Genomic DNA, 23986 nt, shown 5'->3' on the forward strand with positions numbered 1-23986 from the left:
CAGGCGCTAAAGCTCCGGGCCGTCCCCCGGCTCCTCCTGGTAGGAGTAGCGCTGTTCACGCCAGGGGTCGCCGATGTTGTGGTAGCCGCGCTCCTCCCAGAAGCCGCGGCGGTCGGCGGTCATGTACTCGACGCCGCGGACCCACTTCGGGCCCTTCCAGGCGTACAGGTGCGGCACGACGAGGCGGAGCGGGAAACCGTGTTCGGCCGTCAGTAGTTCGCCACCCATGTGGGTGGCGAAGAGGGTGCGCTCGGCCGCGAAATCGGCCAGTCGCATGTTGGAGCTGAAGCCGTACTCGGCCCACACCATCACGTGCGTGACCTGCGGAGCCGGCGGCGCCAGTTCGAGGAGGGTGCGCGCCGGCACCCCACCCCATTCGGCGCCGAGCATGCTGAACTTCGTGACGCAGTGCAGATCGGCGACCACGGTCTCGAACGGCAGGGCCGCGAACTCCTCGTGGTTCCAGCAGTGCTTCTCACCGTCCGCCGTCGCCCCGAAGACGCGGAACTCCCAGCGCTCCGGCTTGAACTTGGGCACGGGACCGTAGTGGGTGACGGGCCAACCCCGCTGCAACCGCTGCCCGGGAGGGAGCTCCAGCTGCTCTGCTCCCGGAGATTCCCGGCTTTCCGGCTGACCCATGCCTCCATGGTGACAGACGTCGCGGGGTGGTCATGACCAGGTCGCGGCCCATACGGGCATGTCAGGGCAACTCCCACTAAGGAGGCACTTACTGGACGACCCCCGGCGGCGGTGCAAAGATGCGCGCACCTGCCCAGTCACTAGCTGACATTGCTTGGAAGGAGCCTCTGCGATGCAGGGCGACCCCGAGGTCCTTGAGTTTCTGAACGAGCAGCTGACCGGCGAGCTCACCGCCATCAACCAGTACTGGCTGCACTACCGCATCCAGGACAACAAGGGTTGGACGAAGCTCGCCCACTACACCCGTGCCGAGTCCATCGACGAGATGAAGCACGCGGACAAGATCACCGAGCGCATCCTGATGCTGGACGGCCTGCCGAACTACCAGCGCCTCTTCCACGTACGCGTCGGCCAGACCCTGACGGAGATGTTCCAGGCCGACCGGCAGGTCGAGGTGGAGGCCATCGACCGGCTCCGGCGGGGCATCGAGGTCATGCGCGGCAAGGGTGACGTCACCTCGGCACGGCTCTTCGAGGAGATCCTGGAGGACGAGGAGCACCACATCGACTACCTCGACACGCAGCTGGAGCTCATCGAGAGCATCGGCGAGCCGCTGTACATCGCCCAGCTGCTGGAACAGCCCGAAAGCTGATCTCGCCGGCTACGGGGCGGACCGCCTCAGGCGGCGTCGACGAGAACGGGCTCCGCGAGAACGGGCTCCGCGAGAACGGGCTCCGCGAGAACCGGCTCGGCCACGAGCGGTTCGGCCACGAGCGGCTTGGCCGGCGCGGTCTCGGCCGCGAGCACCGCGGCGCCCTTGCCCTGGTCCAGCAGTTCCCGCCGCGGGCAGGCCCCGCGGCCGAGGAGGCCCTGGATGGTGCGCACGCAGGATCCGCAGTCGGTTCCGGCCTTGGTGGCCGAGGCTATCTGGCGGGGGGTGCAGGCCCCGGCAGCCGCGTGTTCCTTGACCTGCTGGTCGGTGATCCCGAAGCAAGAGCAGACGTACACGCGGTTCACCTCCCAAATGCGGAACGGTTCTACAGGGCCACCCCGATTCGGTGAGGCTTACCTAACCGTACCCAAAGTTAGGGTGGCCTAAAAGACCCGGGTATGACGATGGGGCGCGGATCACATCGATCCGCGCCCCATCGTCGTAGGAAAGCACCTACTGATCGCTCCTACTGGTCCCGGTACATCTCGGCGACCAGGAACGCCAGGTCCAGGGACTGGCTGCGGTTCAGGCGCGGGTCACAGGCCGTCTCGTAGCGCTGGTGCAGGTCGTCGACGAAGATCTCGTCGCCGCCGCCCACGCACTCGGTGACGTCGTCACCGGTGAGCTCGACGTGGATGCCGCCCGGGTGGGTGCCCAGCGCCTTGTGGACCTCGAAGAAGCCCTTGACCTCGTCGAGCACGTCGTCGAAACGACGCGTCTTGTGGCCGGAAGCCGCCTCGAAGGTGTTGCCGTGCATCGGGTCGGTGACCCAGGCGACGGTCGCACCGGACGCGGTGACCTTCTCGACCAGCTCGGGGAGCTTGTCGCGGACCTTGTCGGCGCCCATGCGGACGACGAAGGTCAGCCGGCCCGGCTCGCGCTCGGGGTCGAGGCGGTCGATGTACGTCAGCGCCTCGTCCACCGTGGTGGTGGGGCCGAGCTTGATGCCGATCGGGTTGGCGATCTGCGAGCAGAACTCGATGTGCGCGTGGTCCAGCTGGCGGGTGCGCTCACCGATCCAGACGAAGTGCCCGGAGGTGTCGTACAGCTTGCCGGTGCGCGAGTCGGTGCGGGTCAGCGCGCTCTCGTAGTCGAGCAGCAGCGCCTCGTGGGAGGCGTAGAACTCCACCGCCTTGAACTCGGCCGGGTCGGTGCCGCAGGCCTTCATGAAGTTCAGGGCGTTGTCGATCTCCCGCGCGAGCTGCTCGTAGCGCTGCCCGGACGGGGAGGACTTCACGAAGTCCTGGTTCCAGGCGTGCACCTGGCGCAGGTCGGCGTAGCCACCGGTGGTGAAGGCGCGCACCAGGTTGAGCGTGGAGGCGGAGGCGTTGTACATCCGCTTCAGGCGCTCGGGGTCCGGGACGCGGGCCTCCTCGGTGAAGGCGAAGCCGTTCACCGAGTCGCCGCGGTAGGTCGGCAGGGTGACGCCGTCGCGGGTCTCGGTGTCCTTGGAGCGCGGCTTCGAGTACTGGCCGGCGATGCGCCCGACCTTCACGACGGGCACGGAGGCCGCGTACGTGAGGACGGCGCTCATCTGGAGCAGCGTCTTCAGCTTGGCGCGGATGTGGTCGGCGGACACGGCGTCGAAGGCCTCGGCGCAGTCGCCACCCTGGAGCAGGAACGCCTCGCCCTTGGCGACGGCTCCCAGACGGGCGCGCAGCTGATCGCACTCACCCGCGAAAACGAGGGGAGGATACGACTCGAGGTCCGCGACGACAGCGCGCAGTGCCTCGGCATCGGGGTACGAAGGCTGCTGCGCCGCGGGAAGGTCTCGCCAGGTCGCCTGGTGGGCGGGGGCTTGGGATTCAGCGTTCACGGTCACCTCGTACACATTACGGCGTCTCACGTCCCGTCCGGCCCGACGCCCACCTGGTGAGACGGCGTGCCTCGAAGGCCGCAGGGCCCGAAGAGAACGGAATCCATGGTTCACACGCCCGTATAGAACGGATGCAGCGGGGTCGCGTCCGCTTGGGCTAGGGTGCCTCGCATGTACGCACACTCCGACCAGAACTGGTGGTGGTCCGCTCCCGGCGGCCCACACCTCGTGCGTACCCACTGACACGAGCGAAGCGAAGGCCGCCCCGAGGGGCGGCCTTCCGTGTTCCAGGACACGGGCACCGGGCGCCCCTCCCGCCGACACCGAGCCGGACCCACCGGCCGACCGGAAGGACCCGTCCACACCATGCCCGACACCCACGACCTCAGCCGGCTGCTCGACGACTCCTGCCCGCCCTTCGCGCTGCTGCGCCGGCGCACCCCGGGCCGCGACCACGACACCGTCGAGGTGCTCGTCGGCCCCGTCCACGCGGCCGAGCGGCTCGCCGACTTGCCCGTCCGGGAGCTGCCCACCCTCGCGCTGGTCCCGTTCCGGCAGATCCGCGAGCGCGGCTTCGACGTCCGCGACGACGGCACCCCGCTCAGCGTCCTGGCCGCCGAGGAGGCCTGGGAGCTGCCGCTGGACGCCGCCCTGGCCGCGCTGCCCGACCACGAGGTCCGCGTCGACGGCGGCGGCTTCGACGTCTCCGACGAGGAGTACGCGGCCACCGTCGAGCGGGTGATCCGCGAGGAGATCGGCCGGGGCGAGGGCGCGAACTTCGTCATCCGGCGCACCTACGAGGGCCGCGTCGACGGCTTCGGCCGGGCCGACGCCCTGGCCCTGTTCCGGCGGCTGCTGCTGGGCGAGCGGGGCGCGTACTGGACGTACGTCGTCCACACGGGCGACCGGACGCTGGTCGGGGCCAGCCCCGAGGTGCACGTGCGCATGGCGGGCGGCACCGTCGTGATGAACCCGATCAGCGGCACGTACCGCTACCCCGCCGAAGGCCCCACGCCCGAATCGCTCCTGGCCTTCCTCGGCGACCGCAAGGAGACCGAGGAGCTGTCGATGGTGGTCGACGAGGAGCTCAAGATGATGTGCACGGTCGGCGACATGGGCGGGGTGGTCGTCGGACCCCGCCTGAAGGAGATGTCCCACCTCGCGCACACCGAGTACGAGCTGCGCGGACGCTCGTCCCTGGACGTCCGCGAGGTGCTGCGGGAGACCATGTTCGCGGCGACGGTCACCGGCTCCCCCGTGCAGAACGCCTGCCGGGTGATCGAGCGCTACGAGAGCGGCGGCCGCGCCTACTACGCGGGCGCGCTGGCCCTCCTCGGCCTGGACGCCACCGGCGGCCAGACCCTGGACTCCCCCATCCTGATCCGCACCGCCGACATCGCCTCCGACGGCGCCCTGCGCGTGGCCGTCGGCGCCACCCTGGTCCGCCACTCCGACCCACTGGGCGAGGTGGCCGAGACCCACGCCAAGGCCGCCGGGGTACTGGCCGCCCTGGGCGTACGGGAGGCCGCGCCCCGGCCGGCCTTCGAGGGGGCCCGGCTGACGGACGACCCCCGGGTGCGGGCGGCCCTGGACGCGCGGCGCGGGGACCTGGCCCCGTTCTGGCTGCGGATGCAGGAGCGCCCGGAGCAGATCACGGGGCACGCCCTGGTGGTGGACGGCGAGGACACCTTCACCGCGATGCTGGCCCACGTCCTGCGGGTGACCGGGCTGGACGTGACCGTCCTGCGCTACGACGACCCCGGGCTGCGGGCGACCGCCCTGGCCTGGGAGGGCCCGATCGTGCTCGGCCCCGGGCCGGGCAACCCGGCCGAGGCCGACGACCCGAAGATGCGGATGCTGCGCGCGCTGGCCGGGGAGCTGCTGGCCTCGCACCGGGGCGGGATCCTCGGCGTCTGCCTGGGTCACGAGCTGCTCGCGGCGGAGCTGGGGCTGCCGCTGATCCGCAAGGCGGAGCCGGCGCAGGGGGCGCAGACCCGGATCGACCTGTTCGGGGTCGAGGAGGTGGTCGGCTTCTACAACACCTACACCGCGCACTGCTCCGACGAGTTGGCGCTGCGGCTGGCCGGGGAGGGCGTGGAGGTCGCCCGGGACCTGGCCACCGGCGAGGTGCACGCCCTGCGGTCGGGCGCGGCGAACATCGCGGGGGTGCAGTTCCACCCGGAGTCGGTGCTCACCCTGCGCGGGGTGGAGCTGGTGCGGGACCTGCTGAGCGGGGTGACGGCCCCGGCGTAGGTCCCGTCGTCCGCGGGGTGTCGTCACCGTCCCTCAGGAGGGGACCAGGGTGTTCTCGGAGCGGCGGCCGGCGAGGTAGTCGGCCACGTTGCGGACGGTGGCCTCGATGATCTGGCCGACGGCGTCGGCCGTGTAGTAGGCCTGGTGGCTGGTCACCAGCACGTGCGGGAAGGTGACCAGCCGGGCCAGGGTGTCGTCCTCGACCGGCTCCAGGGACTTGTCGAGGAAGAAGACCCCGGCCTCGGCCTCGTAGACGTCCAGGCCGACGCCCGTGAAGCGGCCCGCCCGCAGTTCGGCGACGAGGGCCTCGGTGTCGATGAGTCCGCCGCGGCTGGAGTTGACGAGGATCACGTCGTCGCGCATGGCCTTCAGGGCGGTCGCGTCGACGATGTGCCGGGTGGCCTCCAGCAGGGGGACGTGCAGGCTGATGAGGTCCGCCCGCGCGAACAGCTCCTCCTTGTCCACGTACTTCATGCCCAGCTCCAGGCAGGCCGGGTTCCGGGCGATGTCCCAGCCGAGCAGGTCCATCCCGAAGCCGCGGGCGATGCGGGCGAAGGCCTCGCCGATCTTGCCGGTGCCGAGGACGCCCGCCGTGCGGCCGTGGAAGTCACGTCCCATCAGCCCGTTCAGTCGGAAATCGAAGTCTCGGGTCCGGTTGGAGGCGCGGGTGATCTTGCGGTTGACGGCCATCGCGAGGGTCCAGGCGAACTCGGCCACCGAGTGGGGGGAGTAGTACGAGACGCGGCCGACCGTCATGCCGAGGCGGCGGGCCACGTCGAGGTCGATGTTGTTGAAGCCGGTGGAGCGCTGGGTGATCATTTTGGTCCCGCCGGCCGCGAGGGTGTTCAGGACCCGGCCGCTCAGGTCGGCGTTGACGCTGGAGGAGACGATCTCGTAGCCGGCGGCGATCGGCGCGGTGTCCTCGTCCAGGAACACGTCGAGGCAGCGGACCTCGTGCTGCCCGGCGAAGGCGCGCTCCAGGAGCGGCTTCTCGTCGGCGGTCACTCCGAAGGCCAGGATCTCCACGCTTGCTCCCGTACGTCGAGCCGGACGAACCATGGGTCGTTTCGTCACGATACGACCCACGGTTCGCGCCCGCCGTGCGGTGCGGCCCGTGTCAGACGAAGCCGGCCGCCCGGGTCGGGCCGCCCGGGTCGGCTCAGCCGAAGAAGACGCCGACCTCCGCGTACAGCGCCGGGTCCACCGTCTTGAGCCTCGCCGTGGCCTCGGCGATCGGCACCCGGACGATGTCCGTCCCCTTCAGCGCGACCATCTTGCCGAAGTCGCCGTCGCGCACCGCGTCGATCGCGTGCAGCCCGAAGCGGGTGGCCAGCCAGCGGTCGAAGGCGCTCGGGGTGCCGCCGCGCTGGACGTGCCCGAGGACCGTCGTACGGGCCTCCTTGCCGGTGCGCTCCTCGATCTCCTTGGCCAGCCACTCGCCGACGCCCGAGAGACGGACGTGTCCGAAGGAGTCCTTGGTGGCGTCCTTGAGGACCATCTCGCCGTCGGTGGGCATCGCGCCCTCGGCGACCACCACGATCGGCGCGTAGCTCGCCTTGAACCGGGAGGTCACCCAGGCGCAGACCTTGTCGATGTCGAAGCGCTGCTCGGGGATGAGGATGACGTTGGCCCCGCCGGCCAGCCCCGAGTGCAGGGCGATCCAGCCCGCGTGGCGTCCCATCACCTCCACGACCAGGACCCGCATGTGCGACTCGGCGGTGGTGTGCAGCCGGTCGATGGCCTCGGTCGCGATGCCGACGGCCGTGTCGAAGCCGAAGGTGTAGTCGGTGGCCGACAGGTCGTTGTCGATGGTCTTCGGCACGCCGACGCACGGGATGCCGTACTCCTCGTACAGGCGTGCGGCCACGCCGAGGGTGTCCTCGCCGCCGATCGCGATGAGCGCGTCGACCTCGTACTTGGCGAGGTTCTCCTTGATCTCGCGAACCCCGTGTTCCGTCTTGAAGGGGTTGGTGCGCGAGGAGCCGAGGATGGTGCCGCCGCGGGGCAGGATGCCCCGGACGGTGGGGATGTCGAGGGGGACGGCGTCCCCCTCGATCGGTCCGCGCCAGCCGTCCTTGAAACCGAGGAACGTGTATCCGTACTCCTGGACGCCCTTGCGGACGACGCCCCTGATCACCGCGTTGAGCCCGGGGCAGTCGCCGCCGCCCGTGAGCACTCCGACCTTCATGGAATCTCCCTTCGCCATGACGGTCACGCTAGTGGTGACGCAGGTCACAGCAAGGGCCCTGAAGTAGCCAATTCCGGTGGAACCGCGAGGTGTTGCTTTCACGCGTTCACTCGTACGAGGCCATGCGCGGTCGGGGCCGGCGCGCCCTCGGCGCTACGCGTCGTCGAGGCCCCGCTCTATGGCGTACCGGACGAGCTCCACCCGGTTGTGCAGCTGGAGTTTGCCGAGCGTGTTCTGCACGTGGTTCTGCACCGTGCGGTGCGAGATGACCAGGCGCTCCGCGATCTGCTTGTACGAGAGCCCCTTGGCCACCAGCCGCAGCACCTCGGTCTCGCGGTCGGTCAGCCGGGGGGCCTTCGGCTCGTCGGGGGCGGCGGGCGTCGGGTCGCCGGCCAGCCGGCGGTACTCGCCGAGGACGAGACCGGCCAGGCCCGGGGTGAACACCGGGTCGCCGGCGGCGGTGCGGCGGACCGCGTCGATCAGTTCCTCGGCGCCGGCCGACTTCAGCAGGTAGCCGGTGGCGCCGGACTTCACCGCCTCCAGGACGTCGGCGTGCTCCCCGCTGGCCGACAGGACGAGCACCCTCAGCGTCGGGTCGGCGCCGACCAGCTCCTTGCAGACCTGCACGCCGGGCATGCCGGGCAGGTTCAGGTCGAGGACCAGGACCCGCGGGGCGGCGGCGCGGGCCCGGCGGACCGCCTCCGGGCCGTCCCCGGCCGTGGCCACCACGTCGAAGCCGGCGGCGGCCAGGTCGCGGGCCACCGCGTCCCGCCACATCGGGTGGTCGTCGACCACCATCACCTTGATCTCGTGCGGCTCGGTCACTGGGTTCTCCCCCTCGGTACTTTCAGTTCCACTTCGGTGCCCTGTCCGGGGACGGACACCAGCTCGGCGGTGCCGCCGAGGTCACGCAGCCGGCCGCGGATGGACAGGGCCACGCCCATGCGCCCCTCCCCCTCCGCCTGGTCCAGCCGCCCGGCCGGGATGCCGGGACCGTCGTCGCGTACGGTCACGATCACCTCGTCGCCCCAGTCCTCGACCAGGATCCAGGCACGGGCGCCCTCCCCGGCGTGCTTGCGCACGTTGTCCAACGCCGCCCCGACCGCCGCCGCCAACTCCCGCGCGGCGGGCACCGGCAGCGGTACGGGCGTGCCCGGTTCGGCGAAGCTCACCCGCGAGCCGGCGTGCGGGGCAAGGAGGGACCGTAGGTCCAACTCGCCCTCGTCGGCGCCGGGCTCCTCCACCTCGTAGCTGTCCACCAGCGCGCCGAGCGACTCGTCGCGCGAGACCCGCGAGGGGTGCACCAGGCCGCTGGAGACCAGCGTGCGCAGCGCCACCTCCTGTTCCCCTGCCATCCGGCCGAGTTCGGCGGCCTCGCCGCCCAGTTCGGTGCCGCGCCGCTGGACCATGGCGAGGACCTGGAGGACCCCGTCGTGGATGTCGCGGGCGAGGCGTTCGCGTTCGCGGGTGGCGGCCTCGATCTCCAGGGCGCGGGCGAGGGTCGCCTCACTGGCGCGGGCGACCTCGACGACGTAGCCGATGGCGATGGAGGCGACCCAGACCAGCAGGACGTTGTGCAGGGTGTCGCGGGTCGGGTCGCCGCCGTGGACGACGAGGTTGGCGGCGGCCACGAACGTCGAGGCGAAGCCGGCCCAGCGCCAGCCGCCCTTGAGGGCGAAGGCGAGGACCGAGCCGGCCGTCCAGATGGTGGGGAGGGTGGGGCCGCCGGCGGCGATCCGCTCCTGGGTGTCCGCGAGCGGGGTGAGCAGGATGCCGACGACGGCGACGGTGAGGTCGGCGCCGAGGAACCCCTTCGTGCAGCTCGCGGCGTTCGCCACCCTGCGGTGGGTGGCGAGGGTCCAGACGGCGAGTACGGCCAGGTAGCCGGCGGCCGTCCAGGGGTGGTCGAAGCGGCGGTACGCGAAAGCGAAGAGGAGTACCGCGTAGACCATGGTGAGCAGTCGGTAGACCGTCAGGGCCCGCCACAGCGGTTGCTCCACCGACATGCGTACGACGCGCTCGCGCTTCGCCATCTCCCCCACCCCCGCGCGCGGCCCGTCCTACTCGGTCGGCTCCGCCTTCTCTGCCTTCTCCACCTTGTCGGCCTTCTCGGCCTTGGCCTTCGCCGCCTTCTCCGCCTTCTCCGCGTCGGCGATCTGGCGTTTGGCGGCCGTGGCGTAGATGTCCACGTACTCCTGGCCGGAAAGCTTCATGATCTCGTACATGACCTCGTCGGTCACCGAGCGGAGGATGAAGCGGTCACCCTCCATGCCCTGGTAGCGGCTGAAGTCCAGCGGCTTGCCGATCCGGATGCCCGGACGCATCAGCTTCGGGACCACCTTGCCGGGCGGCTGGATCTTCTCGGTGTCGATCATCGCGACGGGGATCACCGGGGCGCCGGTGGCGAGCGCCACCCGGGCCAGCCCGCCGGGCTTGCCGCGGTAGAGCCGACCGTCGGGCGAACGGGTCCCCTCGGGGTAGATGCCGAAGAGCTCCCCGCGCTCGATGACGTCGATACCGCTCTTGATGGCGGCCTCGCCGGCGCCGCGCGCGCCGGAGCGGTCCACCGGGAGCTGGCCGACGCCCTTGAAGAAGGCGGCCGTCAGCTTGCCCTTGACCCCGGGGGAGGTGAAGTACTCGGCCTTCGCGATGAAGGTCACCTTCCGGTCCAGCACGGCCGGCAGGAAGAAGGAGTCCGAGAAGGACAGGTGGTTGCTCGCGAGGATCGCCGGCCCCTCCGCGGGAATGTTTTCGAGGCCCTCCACCCACGGCCTGAAGGCGAGCTTCAGGGACCCGCCGATGGAGAACTTCATTGCGCCGTAGATCAACTCGAAAGCCTTCCTGTGTCTGTCGAACAGACCATATCCCCTGGCTCCGCCCGGAGCGGCCGACGACCCTGGTCGGTACCACCCCCGTCGCGTACGGTGAAGTCACACAGAGCAACGCACCCCCCACCCCCCGCCCCTCTAAGGAGACCCTGGTGCCCGTCCTCCCTGGAGCCGAGCCGTTCCGCCACGAGGGCGGAGACGTCGGCGTCCTCCTCTGCCACGGCTTCACCGGTTCCCCGCAGTCCCTGCGCCCGTGGGCCGACTACCTCGCCGAGCAGGGCCTGACGGTGTCCCTCCCGCTGCTGCCCGGACACGGGACGCGCTGGCAGGACATGCAGCTCACCGGCTGGCAGGACTGGTACGCGGAGGTCGACCGCGCGCTGCGGGAGCTGCTGGACCGGTGCGAGCAGGTGTTCGTCTTCGGGCTGTCGATGGGCGGCGCGCTGACGCTGCGGCTGGCGGCCAAGCACGGGGACGCGATCAGCGGCATCGTGCTCGTCAACCCGGCCAACAAGGTGCACGACCCGCTGGCCTTCGCCCTTCCGGTGGCCAAGCACTTCGTCCGGTCGACGCCGGGCATCGCCAGCGACATCGCGAAGCCGGGGTCGGCGGAGGTCGGCTACGACCGGGTCCCGACGCGGGCCGCGCATGCGCTGGTGAAGTTGTTGCAGGTCGTGGACGCGGAGCTGCCGCAGGTGACGCAGCCGCTGCTGCTGCTGCACAGCCCGCAGGACCACGTCGTTCCGCCGGTCGACTCGGCGCGGATCCTGGCCCGGGTGTCCTCGACGGACGTCACCGAGACCCTGTTGGAACAGAGCTACCACGTCGCGACGTTGGACTATGACGCGGAGCGGATCTTCGCGGACAGTTTTGCGTTCGTCGGGCGGCTCGCACAGAGCGTCGGCAGGGAGGGGGCGGCCAGCGGTGGCTGAGCAGGAGGAGCCGTCCGGGGGCGTTCCCCCGCTGGACGAGGAGGCGGCGTGGGCCGCGATCGTCGCCGGGTACGGGCAGGAGCCGCCGGACCCGCCGGGGTCGAGGCCGTTCCGGCCGATCGAGAACCTGATGCTGCCCGAGGAGGACGTGAAGCCGGAGCCGCCGACTCCGCCGGCACCGCCCGCCCTGGGCAGCTCGGTGGTGTTCGCCCCGGGCGTGGGCGTGGACGGACCCGTGGCGGGCCCGCGCGACCACTCCCTCGCGGAGCCGAAGGACGAGGACCTGACCTCGGCGGACGAGGGCCACTTCGTCCCGCCGGAGCCGGAGCTGCCGCCTGCGGACACGACGGCGAAGTTCGCGTGGCTCGCGGTGGTGGGTGGTCCGGTGCTGCTGTTGCTGGCGGTGCTGTTGCAGTGGGACATGACCTGGTGGCTGACCACCCTGGGCATCGGCGGCTTCCTGGGCGGCTTCGCCACCCTGATCGCCCGCATGTCCCACGACGACGAAGACGACGACGACCCGGGCCGCGGCGCGGTGGTATGAGCCTTTCCCAACGCCCCGGACTCCGTCCGTCGACCCGCCGGGCGGGGTCCGGGGCCATGGCCGGGGCCCGTCGTGGGATGCCGGTGCACGGGGCCGGCCCACTGCGGGCCGCCCTGCTTCCCGGGCGACGACACCCCGAGCGCGCCTCCGATCCGGAGCCTCCGTTCCGGCCCTGCCTGGTCGACACGTGGAAGGCCGACCCTCGGCGCATCTACGCCACCGGCATCTCCAACGGCGCGGACATGTCCTTCAAACTCGCCGTCGAGCTCCCGGGCACGCCGGCAGCGATCGCCCCGGTCAGCGGCGGCTGCATCGGCACGGCCGCGGAGAATCCGGCGTACGTACCGAAAACCCTGGCCTGGGCTGCGAGCCGGGTGGACCCGAAACGGTCACGGGCGTCGGGAGCCCGGCATGATCCACAAGACACGGCCTAGGTCGGCGCCGGGAGGCGGAGGGTGGCCAGGACCGGGAGGTGGTCGGTGGCGGTGTGGAGGTCCGCGGGGGACAGGCCCGGGAGGGCCGTGGGGACGCCGCAGGTCAGGACTTCGACGCCTGGCGAGGCGAACACCGCGTCGATCCGGGCCGACGGGGCCACCGCCGGGAAGGTGTCGGCGCCGCCCCACGGGGACACCGTCCAGCAGTCCTGGAGGGTGGAGGAGAGGCGGGTGAACGCCGGGCCGCCCGAAGGCTCGTTCACGTCGGCCGCGACGATCGCGTACGGCGCGTCCAGCGCCGCCGCCTTTTCCAGCAGCCGCTCCGCCTGGGCGAGCCGCTCCGTGCGGTCCAGTGACAGGTGCGCGCTGATCGCGCCGACCCGCGCCGCGCCGAAGCGGACCACGGCCGTGGCGAAGCCGCGCCGGTGGAGCCCGGGGCGCAGCGGGAGCAGGACGTCCTCGGTGCGTTCCACGAAGGCGCGTAGCGAGCACAGCAGCAGCGGGCCCGCTGCCGTGGCGCCGCCGCTCAGCACCACCAGGTCCGTCTTCGCCGCCAGCCGGGCCGCGTGCTTGCGCCAGCGGAAGAAGCGCGGGGCCTCCTGGATGAACACCAGGTCGGGCGCGCACGCGCGGATCACCCTCGCCAGCGCCTCCTCGTCGTCGCGCAGCGAGCGGATGTTGTAGCTGAGGGCCCGGATCACGGCTGAACCGTCGGGCTCCGTGCGGGAGTTCGGCAGTATGCGCATGCCCCGCAACATATGCGGCCGCCCGCCGCTCCCCCAGGGGGCGCGACGGGCGGCCGGGAAAGCGGAAATCAGCCCTGGCGGGCCAGGTCCGCCGCGCCGACGAGTCCGGCCTTGCCGCCGAGCTGCGCGGCCAGCACCTGCGCGTGCGGGCGCCACGCGCCGCCGACCAGCCAGCGCTTGAAGGACTTGCGGATCGGGTCGAGGACCAGGTCGCCCTCGTCGGAGACCCCGCCGCCGACGATGAACGCCGACGGGTCGAAGAGGGACGCCAGGTCCGCGAGGCCGGCGCCCGCCCAGCGGGCCAGCTCGCGGAAGGCGTCGATGGCCACCAGGTCACCGGCGCGCGCCGCGGCGCTGATGTGCTTGCCCTCGATGCCGTCGGGGGTGCCGTCGCCGAGCCCGAGGAGGATCGTCGCGTTCTCGGGCGTCGCGTTGGCGCGCTGCTTCGCGTAGCGGACGAGGGCGCGCCCGGAGGCGTACTGCTCCCAGCAGCCCTGGCTGCCGCAGCCGCACAGCAGGCCGTCGGGGACGACCCGGATGTGGCCGAATTCGGCGGCGACGCCGAAGCGGCCGCGGCGCAGTTTGTTGCCGATGATGATGCCGCCGCCGAGGCCGGTGCCGAGGGTGATGCAGATGACGTCCTCGTGGCCCTGGCCGGCACCGAAGCGGTACTCGCCCCAGGCCGCGCAGTTCGCGTCGTTCTCCACGACGACGGGCAGGCCGATGCGCTGCTCGACCTTGTCCTTGAGCGGCTCGTGGCGCCAGTTGATGTTCGGCGCGAAGAGCACCGTCGCCCGCTTGTCGTCCACGTAGCCGGCGGCGCCGATGCCGACGGCGTCGATGGTGTGGTTGCTGCTGACCTCGGAGACGGCGGCGCAGATCGCCTCCGTCACGCCGTCCGCGGTCGGCGGGGTGGGCACCTTGTACGTCTCAAGGATGGTGCCCTCTTCGTCGACCACGCCGGCCGCGATCTTCGTGCCGCCGATGTCGACGCCGATGGTGAGTCCCATTAGTCCCTCGGTTTCCGGTCAAGCCCCGCCACGGCCAACCGTACCCGAGGCCGACGGAGGATCAGTCGAGATCGATCCGCTCGGCCGGGCCCGTCCCGGGGTCGTCCGGGCCGTCGCCGCCGTCGTCGGCGCGGGGCTCGGACCTGCGGGGAGTCGGCGGCCGGTCGCTGGTCCAGCGGCGCTCGTGACCTTCGACGGCGGAGCGGTAGGCGGCCAGCAGTTCGGAGCCGGCGGCGGCGAGGTGGCCGAAGACCTCGGGGTTGCGCTCGACGACGGGCTGGGCGGCGCTCTTCGCCTGGTTGACGAACTGGCGTACGGCGTCCTGGGCGGCGGCGCCGAGGAGCGGGTTGTTGAGGGGGGTGTTCAGGGAGGAGACCTTCTCGGCGACGGCCTCGAAGAGCTTGAACAGCTCCTCGGCGGCGCTGCCCGTGCCGGCTCCCCGGTCCTGCTGTCCGCCCCGGCGGCGTTCCTTCTCGGCGGCGAGGTCCTCGGCGCAGGCCCGCGCCCAGGCGTCGTCGTCGGCGGCGCGGCCGGTGGGACGGTCGGTGGCCTCGCTCATCGCGGATTCTCCTTGCGGGGCGTTCGGTGCGGCCGTCTTCGACCTTACCCGAACGGTGGTACGGGTTTCAGTGGTGCCGGCCCGGGGGGAGGGCGGCGTCAGGCGGTCCGGGGCCACAGCCCCGGGTCCGGGGTGAAGCGTATGCGCAGCTCGTCGGCGGCGAGGGCGGCGCCGGAGACGGCGCAGCGGCGCAGCGCCGAGGGCAGGGAAACGGTCCTGCGGTAGGGGCCGACCGTGAGCAGGAGCTCGTCGCCGCGCCGTACGAGGTCCAGCTCGCTCTTGCGGGCGCCGGGCAGCGGGATCACCCAGACCAGCACTCCGTCCTCGGCGAGCCGGTCCTCGACGGCCCAGCGGGAGCGGGTCGCGGCCGGGCCCGGGACCAGGCCGTCGGCCTTGGCGAGGGCGTCGGCGTCGTCGGGGCCCTGGAGGTCGTGGCCGAGGTGCGGGAGGCGGGCCACGGGGAAGGCGGGGGTCCAGCGCGCGAGCGAGGCGTCCTGCTGGGCGGCGATCCCGGCCGTCCAGGGGTCGGAGGAGCCGGTCGGGGCGAGGCGGTTGCCCACCAGGGCCTCGACGTCGAGCCGGTGCAGGGCGAGCCCGAGCCGGCCGGCCCGCAGTGCCTTGTCGGCGGCGGGTCCCGGCTCGACGACGAGTCGGACCCGGGTGGTGTCGGCCTCTACGACGGCCTGGACGGCGGCGAGCTCCTCGTCCCAGCGGGCGGCGGTCTCGTAGAGCCACTGCGCGGGCATCGGCACCCCCGCGAGCTGGGCGAGTACGGGCCTCAGGGCGCGGGCCGCCTGCCGTTCGGCGGGCAGCAGCCGGGCGAGGTAGCGGCGCAGCTGCGCGGGGAGGGCGAGGGTGGTGAGGGCCTGGTGCAGCGGGGGCATGTCCACGACCACGAGGTCCGTGTCGGGGGAGCCGGCGGCCCGGTGCAGGGCGCGGAGCAGGGAGAACTGTTCGGCGCCGGGCAGTTCGGTGAGTTCCTCGGCCCCGAGGGGCTGACCGCCGAGCATGCCGATGAGGGCGGAGCCGCGTTCCTGGAGGGCGGCGAGCTCCTCGCGGAACTCCGTGCCGGAGTCGACGCGGGTGGTGCGCAGGCCCGGGGTGGGGGCGAGGTCGGGGAGGTCGTCGGCGGACAGCAGGAGCACCCGTCGGCCGGCGTGGGCCGCCGCGAGGGCGGTGGCGGCGGCGACGGTGGTCCGTCCCGCGCCGCCGGGGCCGGTGACGAGGAGGGTGTGCGGCATGCGGGTGCTCCGGATCAGGGTGTTGTTCGGGCTCGGCCCGGACCCCCGCGCCTCGCCGGCGGGGCGGGGTAGGCGGGTGCTGCGCCGCTTCCCGGGGCTCCGCCGCAGACCCCGCGCCTCAATCTCCCCCAGACTTCGTCCGGGGGGATCCCCGGGCGGGGCTGGATTTTGCCGGGCTCCGCCGGCAAGTGCCGGCAGAGGAGACGCCGGGGCCCGGCGGGGGTGGATTTTGCCGAGCTTCGTCAGGCCGACTCGACTCGCTTCTTCAGGCCGGCCAGGGCGCGGTCGATGATGACCTTTTCCGCCTTGCGCTTGATCATGCCCAGCATCGGGATCTTGACGTCCACGGTGAGCTGGTAGGTGACCTCGGTGCGGCCGCCGGCCAGGGGGGCCAGGCGGTAGGAGCCGTCGAGCTGGCGCAGCATCTGGGACTTGTCCAGCGTCCAGCTGACCTCGTCCGTGCCCGTCCAGGTGTAGGCCAGCGTGTGGTCGTCCTTGATCGCGCCGGCGTCCAGGAGCAGGCGTACCTTCTCGGCGCGGCCGTCGGCGCCGGTGGACAGCACCTCGGCCTCCTTCACCTCGCCGGTCCACTCGGGGTAGCGGGCGAAGTCGGCGATCACGGCCATGACGTCGGCCGGCGCGGCCTCGATCGTGATGCTCGAGCTGGTGTGTTCCGCCATCGCGGTCGCTCCTCCGGGGGGCATTCGACAAGTGTGCGGGCGGCCTCCGGCCGCCGCGTGCAGGCTACCGTGCGTGCGAGTGCGGCCACGCCGGCGCCTCCCGCCAAGATCCACCGGGCGTCGAGGGCACGCTGACGGCCCCGCTGACGGCTCAGCTCACCACTCCAACGCCCACGGCCGTCCCGTCGCCGCGAAGTGCCCGACGTTCACGCATTCCGTGCCGCCGATCCGGACGCGGCGCGCGAGCGGCTGGTGGACGTGTCCGAACAGGGCGTAGCGCGGTTTCGTGCGACGGATGGCGGCGAGCAGGGCCTCGCTGCCCCGCTCGAAGCGGCGCGCGACCGTGTCGTAGCAGAGTTCCGGAACCTCGGGCGGGATGTGCGAGCACAGTACGTCGACCTCGCCCAGGGCCTCCACCTTGGCGGCGTACTCCTCCTCGTCCACCTCGTACGGGGTGCGCATGGGCGAGGGCAGGCCGCCGCCGACGAAGCCGAAGACCCGGCCCCCGATCTCCACCCGCTGCCCGTCGAGGACGGTGGTGCCCGGTCCGGCGTACTCCTGCCACAGGACCGGAATGTCGACGTTGCCGTAGGTGGCGTACGTGGGGCTGGGGAAGGCGGCGAACATCTGCGCGTACTGGCGGCGTACCGCTTCCTCGATCAGGCGCTCCCTGTCCAGCCCGTCCCACAGCCGGCGGCCGAATTCACGCGCCTCGCCGAAGCGGCGCGCGGTGCGCAGGGCGACGATCCGGTCGGCGTTCTCGACGCCGAAGAGGTCGGGGAAGATGCCGCGCGAGTGGTCGGCGTAGTCGAGGAAAAGCACCAGGTCACCGAGGCAGATCAGCGCGTCGGCGCCGTCGCCGGCGCGGGCGAGCGCCTCGGTGTTGCCGTGGACGTCGCTGACGACGTGGACCCGCGTACGCATCGTGCTGCCACCCATGCCCGCCACCCTAGGGGGGCGCGGCGCGGACGGGTAGAGCACCGGTCGAGTGGCCCGGGGCGTGACCGGCGGGTGCCCGTACAGGCGGCCGGACCTGCGGTTACTTCCGAGTCGGACGGCGGGTCGACTAGTGTCGGCAGCGTCGTTCCGGGTTCCGCGCGCCTCGGTGATGACTTGGGCAATGTCTGACGATGTACAGAATGTGACGCACGGAACATCTGGCCGGTTCCCTCTATCCGGAACCCACTACCGGTGGGTAACGTCCGGTCGGTCCACACGGTGGCGATGGCGCCCAGAGGAGCAGCAGTCTTGCGCGAGTTCAGCCTTCCGGCCCTGTACGAGGTCCCTTCGGACGGGAACCTGACGGATCTCATCCGCCGCAACGCCGCCCAGCATCCCGACACCGCCGTCATGGCCCGCAAGGTCGACGGCCGGTGGCAGGACGTGACGGCCACCGAGTTCCTCGCCGAGGTGCGGGCCGCCGCGAAGGGCCTGATCGCCTCCGGTGTCCAGCCCGGCGACCGCGTCGCGCTGATCTCCCGCACCCGCTACGAGTGGGTCCTGTTCGACTTCGCGATCTGGAGCGCGGGCGCGGTCACCGTCCCCGTCTACGAGACCAGCTCCCCCGAGCAGATCCAGTGGATCCTCGGTGACTCCGGGGCCGTCGCGGTCGTCGTGGAGAGCCCGGCGCACAGCGCGAACGTGGCCACCCTGCGCGACCGCCTGCCGGAGCTGCGCGAGGTCTGGGAGATCGAGCGGGACGCGCTGGGCACGCTCAAGGCGGCCGGCGCCTCCGTCACGGACGCCGAGGTGGACGCGCGCAGCGCCCTCGCGAGCGCCGACGACCCGGCCACCATCGTCTACACCTCGGGCACCACCGGCCGCCCCAAGGGCTGCGTGCTGACCCACCGCAACTTCTTCGCCGAGTGCGGCAACGTCGTCGAGCGCCTGAGCCCCCTCTTCCGCACCGGCGAGTGCTCCGTCCTGCTGTTCCTCCCGGCCGCGCACGTCTTCGGCCGGCTGGTGGAGGTCGCGGCGGTGCTGGCGCCGATCCGGCTGGGCTGCGTACCGGACATCAAGAACCTCACCGACGAGCTGCAGTCCTTCCGGCCCACGCTGATCCTCGGCGTGCCGCGCGTCTTCGAGAAGGTCTACAACTCGGCGCGCGCCAAGGCGCAGGCCGACGGCAAGGGCAAGATCTTCGACGCCGCCGCCGAGACGGCGATCGCCTACAGCCGGGCGCTCGACACCCCGGGCGGTCCGTCCTTCGGCCTGAAGCTCAAGCACAAGCTGTTCTCGAAGCTGGTCTACGGCAAGCTGCACGCGGTCCTCGGCGGTCGGGGCGAGTACGCCATCTCCGGCGGTGCCCCGCTCGGCGAGCGGCTCGGCCACTTCTTCCGCGGCATCGGCTTCACGGTGCTGGAGGGCTACGGCCTCACCGAGTCCTGCGCGGCCACGGCCTTCAACCCGTGGGACAAGCAGAAGATCGGTACGGTCGGCCAGCCGCTGCCCGGCTCCGTGGTGCGCATCGCCGACGACGGCGAGGTGCTGCTGCACGGCGAGCACGTCTTCAAGGAGTACTGGAAGAACGAGACGGCCACGGCCGAGGCGCTGACGGACGGCTGGTTCCACACCGGCGACGTCGGCACCCTGGACGAGGACGGCTTCCTCGCGATCACCGGCCGCAAGAAGGAACTCATCGTCACGGCGGGCGGCAAGAACGTCGCCCCCGCGGTGATCGAGGACCGCATCCGCGCGCACGCCCTGGTCGGCGAGTGCATGGTGGTCGGTGACGCTCGCCCCTTCGTGGCGGCGCTGGTCACCATCGACGAGGAGTTCCTCGGCCGGTGGGCCGCGGAGAACGGCAAGCCGGCCGGGGTGACGGCGGCGGAGCTGCGCGAGGACGCGGATCTGATCGCCGCCGTCCAGAAGGCCGTCGACGACGGCAACGCGGCGGTGTCGAAGGCGGAATCGGTGCGGAAGTTCCGCATTCTGGGCTCCCAGTTCACGGAGGAGTCCGGGCACATCACGCCGTCGCTGAAGCTCAAGCGCAACGTGGTGGCGAAGGACTTCGCGGACGAGATCGAGGCCCTGTACCGGGGCTAGGAGGTGTCGGTCCTCAGCGCGGGTCCTCGGCGAGGATCCGCTGCATGTTCCGCTCGGCGAGGGCCGTGATCGTCACGAACGGGTTCACGCCGAGCGAGCCGGGCACCAGGGAGCCGTCGACCACGTACAGCCCCTGGTAGCCCTTGGCCCGCCCGTAGAGGTCGGTGGCCTCGCCCAGGACGCAGCCACCCAGCGGGTGGTAGGTGAAGTTGTCGGCGAAGGGCTTGTTCTCGCCGAACAGGTCGTAGCGGTAGATCGTGACGTTGCGCCGGTTGATCCGGTCGAAGAGGTTCTTGGCCGCCTGGACGGCCGGCGCGTTCTGGCTCCGGCTCCAGCGCAGGCGCGCGGAGTCGGTGGCGGCGTCGTAGGTGAAGTACCCGCGCTCCGGGTTCCTGGTGATGGCCAGGTACAGCGAGATCCAGTGCTCGAAACCCATGGGCAGCGGCGCGATCTCGGCGAACACCGGGTTGGCGGCGTTGTCCCAGTCGTCGATGCCAAGGGCCGGCATGGTGGCCTGGTTCGCGCCGACGGTGTCCCACAGGTGGTTGGCGCGGGCGGTCATGACGTTGCCGTTGGGGCCCCAGTTCAGCCCGACCCTCTCGCTCAGCGCCGGCAGCGTGCCGGTCTCGCGGGCGCGCAGCAGGATCTCCGAGGTGCCGAGGCTGCCGGCGCCGAGGAAGAGCTGCCGGCAGCCCAGTTCACGGACCTGGGTGACCTTGCCGCTCAGGTCGCTGGTGCGCACGGTGACCACGTAGCCGCCCGCCGGATCGGGTCGTACGCCGACCACCCGCTGCATTGTCTCGATGGTGACGTTGCCGGTGCCGAGGGCGGCGGCCAGGTAGGTCTTGTCGAGGCTCTTCTTGCCGTGGTTGTTGCCGTAGATGACCTCTCCGGCCAGCGCGGACCTCGTGGCGGTGCCGGCGGCCTCGCGCTTCATGTGGTCGAAGTCGTAGACGTTGGGCACGAAGGTGGTCTTCAGGCCGGTGTGGTGCGCGTGTTTGCGCGAGACGCGGGCGAAGCGGTACCACTCCGTGGACTCGAACCAGGCCGGGTCGATGTCGTTGACGCCGAGCATCGCGCGGGCGCGCGGGAAGAAGGTGGCGTACATCTCGTCGGCGTCCACCCGGGGCAGCACCTCGGAGAAGTACGAGCGGCGCGGGGTCGGGGCCATGCCGCCGTTGACCAGGGAGCCACCGCCGACGCCCCGGCCGACGTAGACGGACATGTCGCCGTGGTTCACCCGGTCCAGGACCCCGGGATAGGGGCTGATGTCGCGGTTGACCACGTCGAGCCAGAGGAACTGGGCGAGCGGGGCCTCGGTGCGGGTGCGGAACCACATGGAGCGATGGTCGGGCGCGGAGGTGGCGGGGAAGACCTTGCCGTCGGGTCCGGGGCCGTCCCACAGCCGCCCCATCTCCAGGACGACCGTACGCACCCCCGCCTGCCCGAGGCGCAGCGCGGCGACGGCCGAGCCGTAGCCGGAGCCGACGACGATCGCGGGGGCGTAGTGGGCGGCCGGGGGTTCGGCCGCGGCGGCCGAGGACAGCCCGATCCGGGTGAAGCCGAGCGCCGCGGCGGTCTGGAGCGCGGTGACGCCGAGGAAGTGACGGCGTGTCAGGTTGGGTGTCATGGCGGCATCATGGGCGCGTCCGCGCGAACCGGCCAGAGGGGGTGGCGCCATTCATGTCAGGCACAGTCGGACATGGCGCATGCCGCGCCGCGCCGGGCGTACGGGGCCCGTACGAGCCCCCGTACGCGCCCTCCGGCCGCCGAAGCCGTGCCCGCGGGGCCACCGGCCCCGCCGCGTTCTCGTCGGTCGCCTACAGCAGCTCGCGCAGCCGGTCGGCCAGCAGGTCCCAGCGCCACTTCTCCTCGACCCAGGCGCGGCCCCGGGCCCCCATGCGGGCGCGCAGTTCCGGGTCGCGGAGCAGGGCGACGATGCGCTCGGCGGCCTCGTCGGGGGCGCCGCCCCGGACCACCCAGCCGGTCTCCCCGTCGAGCACCGCGTCGGGGGCGCCGCCGGAGTCGCCGGCCACCACGGGCAGGCCGGTGGCGGAGGCCTCCAGGTAGACGATCCCGAGCCCCTCCACGTCCAGGCCGCCGCGCCGGGTCCGGCAGGGCATGGCGAAGACGTCGCCGGCGCCGTAGTGGGCGGGCAGTTCCTCCCACGGCACCGCTCCGGTGAAGACCACCGAGTCCGCGACGCCGGTCGACTCGGCCAGCGCCCGCAGGTCGTTCTCGTAGGGCCCGCCGCCCACGATCAGCAGGACCGCGTCCGGTACGGCGGCCAGGATGCGGGGCATGGCCTCGATGAGGGTGTCCTGCCCCTTGCGCGGGACCAGGCGCGAGACGCACACCACCACGGGCCGGTCGCTCAGCCCGAGCTGCTCCCGGACCTGCGCGCCGCCCGAATCGGGGTGGAAGGTCTTCTCGTCGACGCCGGGCGGCAGTTGCGTCATGCGGGCGGCCGCCCGGTCCGTGAGCGCCGAGGCGATCCGCGAGCGGGTGTACTCGCCCAGGTACGTCAGGGTGTCGGTGCCCTCGCCGATCCGCCGCAGCAACTGCCGCGCCGCCGGCAGCTGCGCCCAGCCCGCCTCGTGCCCGTGGGTCGTCGCGACCAGCCGACGCGCGCCCGCCCGACGCAGCGCGGGCCCCATCAGGCCCAGCGGGGCGGCCGCGCCGAACCACACGGACTCGCAGCCGTGTTCGCGCAGCAGCGACACCGCCCGGCGGGTCACGCGGGGGGTCGGCAGCAGCATCGTCGTCCGGTCGCGGACCACGGTGAAGGGCTGCTCGGCGTCGAAGGCGGCGGTGGCGGCGCGGCCCTCCGCGCTGTGCTTCCAGGTGGAGGCGTAGACGACGACCCGGTCGGGGTCGAGGCGCAGCGCCATGTTGTGCAGGAAGGCCTGGATACCCCCCGGGCGCGGCGGGAAGTCGTTGGTCACGATCAGCGTCTTGTGCATCCCGGCCAACGTACCGGACGCGCCGGAGCGGTCCGAGCCCTGACCGGCGGACCAGGGGCCGGGTGCCGGCAACGCCTCGCACGGCTCCTCGCCGCGCAGCGTCCCTCGGCCCTGCGGGCCTGGGGAGACCTCCCCAGCTGCCGCTGGGAGGTGCCCCGGGCCGGCGGGCGGCCGACGCTCCTTTGCCGACGCCCCTAGGGGGTGTCCGGCGGATCAGGGTCGGATGGGCCGCGGCGTCTGGTGCGCGGGATCGCAAGGCGCCGGAGCGTCTTGACAGCGGAGCCATCGGGGCGTTTCGGCAACGCGGCGAGGCGCCGTGCCAGGCCTCGCGGGCCCGGCCATGATCCGCCGGACACCCCTAGCGCAGCTGCTCCCGCAGGGCCCGCTGCCAGGACCGGGTCAGTTCGTCCCGGTCGATGCCGAGGGCGCGGTCCAGGGCGACGGGTAGGGCCTCGTGGCCCGCTTCGGTGTAGAGGCGTACGAGCGCCTCCTCGCCCCACCGGTCGGCGATGAGGCGGCAGGCCAGCCAGGCGCCCTCGTACGCCCGCGCCGTGGCCTGCGGGTCGCCGCCGAAGGCGAAGTCCGCGTCCGGCGGGAGCGTCGCCGGGACCTGGCCGGCGCGTACGGCGCGGGCCAGCGTGGGCGCCGCCGGCGCCGGGCCGGGGCCGCCGGAGCGGTACGCCGCCCAGTCGGCGAAGCCCTCCGAGAGCCACTGCGGGGTTTCGGCGGTGGTGGCGGCGCGGGTCGCGACGTGGGTGACCTCGTGGGTCAGCACCACCCGCCGCCCCTCCGCGCTGAGCTGCGCGTACCCCTCCGGGTTGATCACCACCCGGTCGGCGGGCGCGGGCCCGGTCCCCACCCGGCCGGTGGTGACGGCGCCCAGGCCCCGGTACTCCTCGGCGGGGCGGCCCAGCAGCCGGGCCATCGCGTCCAGCGAGGCGGGCGCCAGGACGACCACCCGCCTGGCCCACGCTCCCGGCCAGGCGGCGCCCACGGCGGGCACCGCCCGGTCCGCCTCGGCGGCGAGCGCCCGGGGCCTGCGAAGCCGACGCCCGCGCACCCGACGCCTTCGCGGCCAGGACCAGCGCGTGCTCGCCCCGGACCACCTCCACCGCCCCCTGGTCCCACAGCTGCGGCAACGCCCCGGGCGCGGGCCGGTCCCCGAGCACCCGGTACGCGCCCCCGGCCTCGCTCCGCGCGACCTCGACCTCCCGCTCCGCCTCGACGGGCGCCGCGTCGTAGCCGGCCAGCCGGTAGCGCAGTCGCGCCTTGACGCGGACCTCCGCGCCGGGGCGCGCCGGCACCTCGGTGACCTCGTAGGACCAGCCCTCCAGCGGGAGGTCGGCCAGGCTCTCGGGCGGCCCGTCCGACCAGGCGGCGACGGCCTCGCGGATCT

The 23986-nt window shown here is 72.4% G+C and carries 23 protein-coding genes; 6 read left to right on the plus strand and 17 right to left on the minus strand.

Features of this window, described 5'->3' with window-relative positions; genetic code table 11:
* Nucleotides 1–6 precede the first annotated feature (6 nt).
* On the minus strand, nucleotides 7–639 hold the full coding sequence (locus M4D82_RS09775; protein ID WP_249765661.1) for a sulfite oxidase-like oxidoreductase: 633 nt from the start codon (nucleotides 637–639) through the stop codon (nucleotides 7–9).
* A gap of 172 nt (nucleotides 640–811) precedes the next feature.
* On the opposite strand from M4D82_RS09775, the gene bfr reads away from it, so the two are divergent.
* Nucleotides 812–1291: a bacterioferritin gene (bfr, locus tag M4D82_RS09780; RefSeq protein ID WP_249765662.1), complete on the plus strand. Its 480-nt coding sequence runs from the start codon at nucleotides 812–814 to the stop codon at nucleotides 1289–1291.
* A 26-nt stretch (nucleotides 1292–1317) separates the two neighbouring features.
* Here the strand turns inward: bfr and M4D82_RS09785 are convergent, their stop codons facing one another.
* Both M4D82_RS09785 and M4D82_RS09790 read right to left on the minus strand, forming a co-directional pair.
* Nucleotides 1318–1656 carry a (2Fe-2S)-binding protein gene (locus M4D82_RS09785; RefSeq protein ID WP_249765663.1) on the minus strand — a complete coding sequence of 113 codons (339 nt, stop codon included), beginning with the start codon at nucleotides 1654–1656 and terminating at the stop codon, nucleotides 1318–1320.
* A gap of 161 nt (nucleotides 1657–1817) precedes the next feature.
* A complete protein-coding gene (locus M4D82_RS09790) occupies nucleotides 1818–3173 on the minus strand; it encodes a class II 3-deoxy-7-phosphoheptulonate synthase (protein WP_249765664.1) in 1356 nt (451 codons plus the stop codon).
* Between the two features lie 360 nt (nucleotides 3174–3533).
* Between M4D82_RS09790 and M4D82_RS09795 the strand changes: the two genes are divergently transcribed.
* A complete protein-coding gene (locus M4D82_RS09795; RefSeq protein WP_249765665.1) occupies nucleotides 3534–5420 on the plus strand; it encodes an anthranilate synthase family protein in 1887 nt (628 codons plus the stop codon).
* Between the two features lie 33 nt (nucleotides 5421–5453).
* On the opposite strand, the gene M4D82_RS09800 is transcribed toward M4D82_RS09795, so the two are convergent.
* The 5 genes from M4D82_RS09800 to M4D82_RS09820 form a co-directional block, all read right to left on the minus strand.
* The gene (locus tag M4D82_RS09800; protein ID WP_249765666.1) at nucleotides 5454–6446 is read right to left on the minus strand and encodes a 2-hydroxyacid dehydrogenase; all 993 of its coding nucleotides are present in this window, start codon (nucleotides 6444–6446) and stop codon (nucleotides 5454–5456) included.
* Between the two features lie 133 nt (nucleotides 6447–6579).
* Nucleotides 6580–7608, minus strand: a complete 1029-nt coding sequence (locus M4D82_RS09805) for a 6-phosphofructokinase (RefSeq protein WP_249771649.1) — start codon at nucleotides 7606–7608, stop codon at nucleotides 6580–6582.
* A gap of 153 nt (nucleotides 7609–7761) precedes the next feature.
* Entirely contained in the window at nucleotides 7762–8406 is a 645-nt protein-coding gene (locus M4D82_RS09810; RefSeq protein WP_249771651.1) for a response regulator, read from the minus strand.
* 23 nt (nucleotides 8407–8429) lie between these two features.
* On the minus strand, nucleotides 8430–9641 hold the full coding sequence (macS, locus tag M4D82_RS09815; RefSeq protein ID WP_249765667.1) for a MacS family sensor histidine kinase: 1212 nt from the start codon (nucleotides 9639–9641) through the stop codon (nucleotides 8430–8432).
* 27 nt (nucleotides 9642–9668) lie between these two features.
* Complete coding sequence (locus M4D82_RS09820) at nucleotides 9669–10436, minus strand: lysophospholipid acyltransferase family protein (RefSeq protein ID WP_249765668.1); 768 nt, start codon at nucleotides 10434–10436, stop codon at nucleotides 9669–9671.
* A gap of 152 nt (nucleotides 10437–10588) precedes the next feature.
* Here M4D82_RS09820 and M4D82_RS09825 point away from each other — a divergent pair, with 152 nt between their 5' ends.
* The 3 genes from M4D82_RS09825 to M4D82_RS09835 all read left to right on the plus strand — a co-directional run bounded on the left by M4D82_RS09825 (nucleotide 10589) and on the right by M4D82_RS09835 (nucleotide 12346).
* The gene (locus tag M4D82_RS09825) at nucleotides 10589–11368 is read left to right on the plus strand and encodes an alpha/beta hydrolase (protein ID WP_249765669.1); all 780 of its coding nucleotides are present in this window, start codon (nucleotides 10589–10591) and stop codon (nucleotides 11366–11368) included.
* A complete protein-coding gene (locus tag M4D82_RS09830; RefSeq protein ID WP_249765670.1) occupies nucleotides 11361–11912 on the plus strand; it encodes a hypothetical protein in 552 nt (183 codons plus the stop codon). Before M4D82_RS09825 ends, M4D82_RS09830 begins: the two co-directional genes overlap by 8 nt.
* A gap of 77 nt (nucleotides 11913–11989) precedes the next feature.
* Nucleotides 11990–12346 carry a hypothetical protein gene (locus M4D82_RS09835; protein ID WP_249765671.1) on the plus strand — a complete coding sequence of 119 codons (357 nt, stop codon included), beginning with the start codon at nucleotides 11990–11992 and terminating at the stop codon, nucleotides 12344–12346.
* Here M4D82_RS09835 and M4D82_RS09840 read toward each other — a convergent pair.
* The 6 genes from M4D82_RS09840 to M4D82_RS09865 form a co-directional block, all read right to left on the minus strand.
* Nucleotides 12343–13092, minus strand: coding sequence for an endonuclease/exonuclease/phosphatase family protein (locus M4D82_RS09840; RefSeq protein ID WP_249765672.1), 750 nt, complete (start codon nucleotides 13090–13092; stop codon nucleotides 12343–12345). The two genes, M4D82_RS09835 and M4D82_RS09840, sit on opposite strands and share 4 nt — an antisense overlap.
* A gap of 68 nt (nucleotides 13093–13160) precedes the next feature.
* Nucleotides 13161–14102 (minus strand): ROK family glucokinase, encoded by a 942-nt coding sequence (locus M4D82_RS09845; protein ID WP_249765673.1) that lies wholly within the window; start codon nucleotides 14100–14102, stop codon nucleotides 13161–13163.
* A gap of 61 nt (nucleotides 14103–14163) precedes the next feature.
* Nucleotides 14164–14661, minus strand: a complete 498-nt coding sequence (locus M4D82_RS09850; RefSeq protein WP_249765674.1) for a DUF5304 domain-containing protein — start codon at nucleotides 14659–14661, stop codon at nucleotides 14164–14166.
* A gap of 98 nt (nucleotides 14662–14759) precedes the next feature.
* Entirely contained in the window at nucleotides 14760–15902 is a 1143-nt protein-coding gene (locus M4D82_RS09855; RefSeq protein WP_249765675.1) for an ArsA family ATPase, read from the minus strand.
* Nucleotides 15903–16144: 242 nt separating this feature from the next.
* Nucleotides 16145–16582, minus strand: coding sequence for an SRPBCC family protein (locus tag M4D82_RS09860; protein WP_249765676.1), 438 nt, complete (start codon nucleotides 16580–16582; stop codon nucleotides 16145–16147).
* Between the two features lie 156 nt (nucleotides 16583–16738).
* Nucleotides 16739–17521 (minus strand): metallophosphoesterase family protein, encoded by a 783-nt coding sequence (locus M4D82_RS09865; RefSeq protein ID WP_249765677.1) that lies wholly within the window; start codon nucleotides 17519–17521, stop codon nucleotides 16739–16741.
* 309 nt (nucleotides 17522–17830) lie between these two features.
* Between M4D82_RS09865 and M4D82_RS09870 the strand changes: the two genes are divergently transcribed.
* Nucleotides 17831–19627, plus strand: a complete 1797-nt coding sequence (locus M4D82_RS09870) for an AMP-dependent synthetase/ligase (protein ID WP_249765678.1) — start codon at nucleotides 17831–17833, stop codon at nucleotides 19625–19627.
* Nucleotides 19628–19640: 13 nt separating this feature from the next.
* Here M4D82_RS09870 and M4D82_RS09875 read toward each other — a convergent pair whose 3' ends face one another.
* The 3 genes from M4D82_RS09875 to M4D82_RS09885 all read right to left on the minus strand — a co-directional run bounded on the left by M4D82_RS09875 (nucleotide 19641) and on the right by M4D82_RS09885 (nucleotide 23650).
* A complete protein-coding gene (locus M4D82_RS09875) occupies nucleotides 19641–21257 on the minus strand; it encodes a GMC oxidoreductase (protein WP_249765679.1) in 1617 nt (538 codons plus the stop codon).
* Between the two features lie 190 nt (nucleotides 21258–21447).
* The gene (locus M4D82_RS09880) at nucleotides 21448–22590 is read right to left on the minus strand and encodes a glycosyltransferase family 4 protein (protein WP_249765680.1); all 1143 of its coding nucleotides are present in this window, start codon (nucleotides 22588–22590) and stop codon (nucleotides 21448–21450) included.
* A 358-nt stretch (nucleotides 22591–22948) separates the two neighbouring features.
* Nucleotides 22949–23650, minus strand: coding sequence for a hypothetical protein (locus tag M4D82_RS09885; RefSeq protein WP_249765681.1), 702 nt, complete (start codon nucleotides 23648–23650; stop codon nucleotides 22949–22951).
* Nucleotides 23651–23986: the final 336 nt, after the last annotated feature.

This window comes from Streptomyces sp. RerS4 (genome assembly GCF_023515955.1).
In the GTDB taxonomy this organism is placed as follows: domain Bacteria; phylum Actinomycetota; class Actinomycetes; order Streptomycetales; family Streptomycetaceae; genus Streptomyces.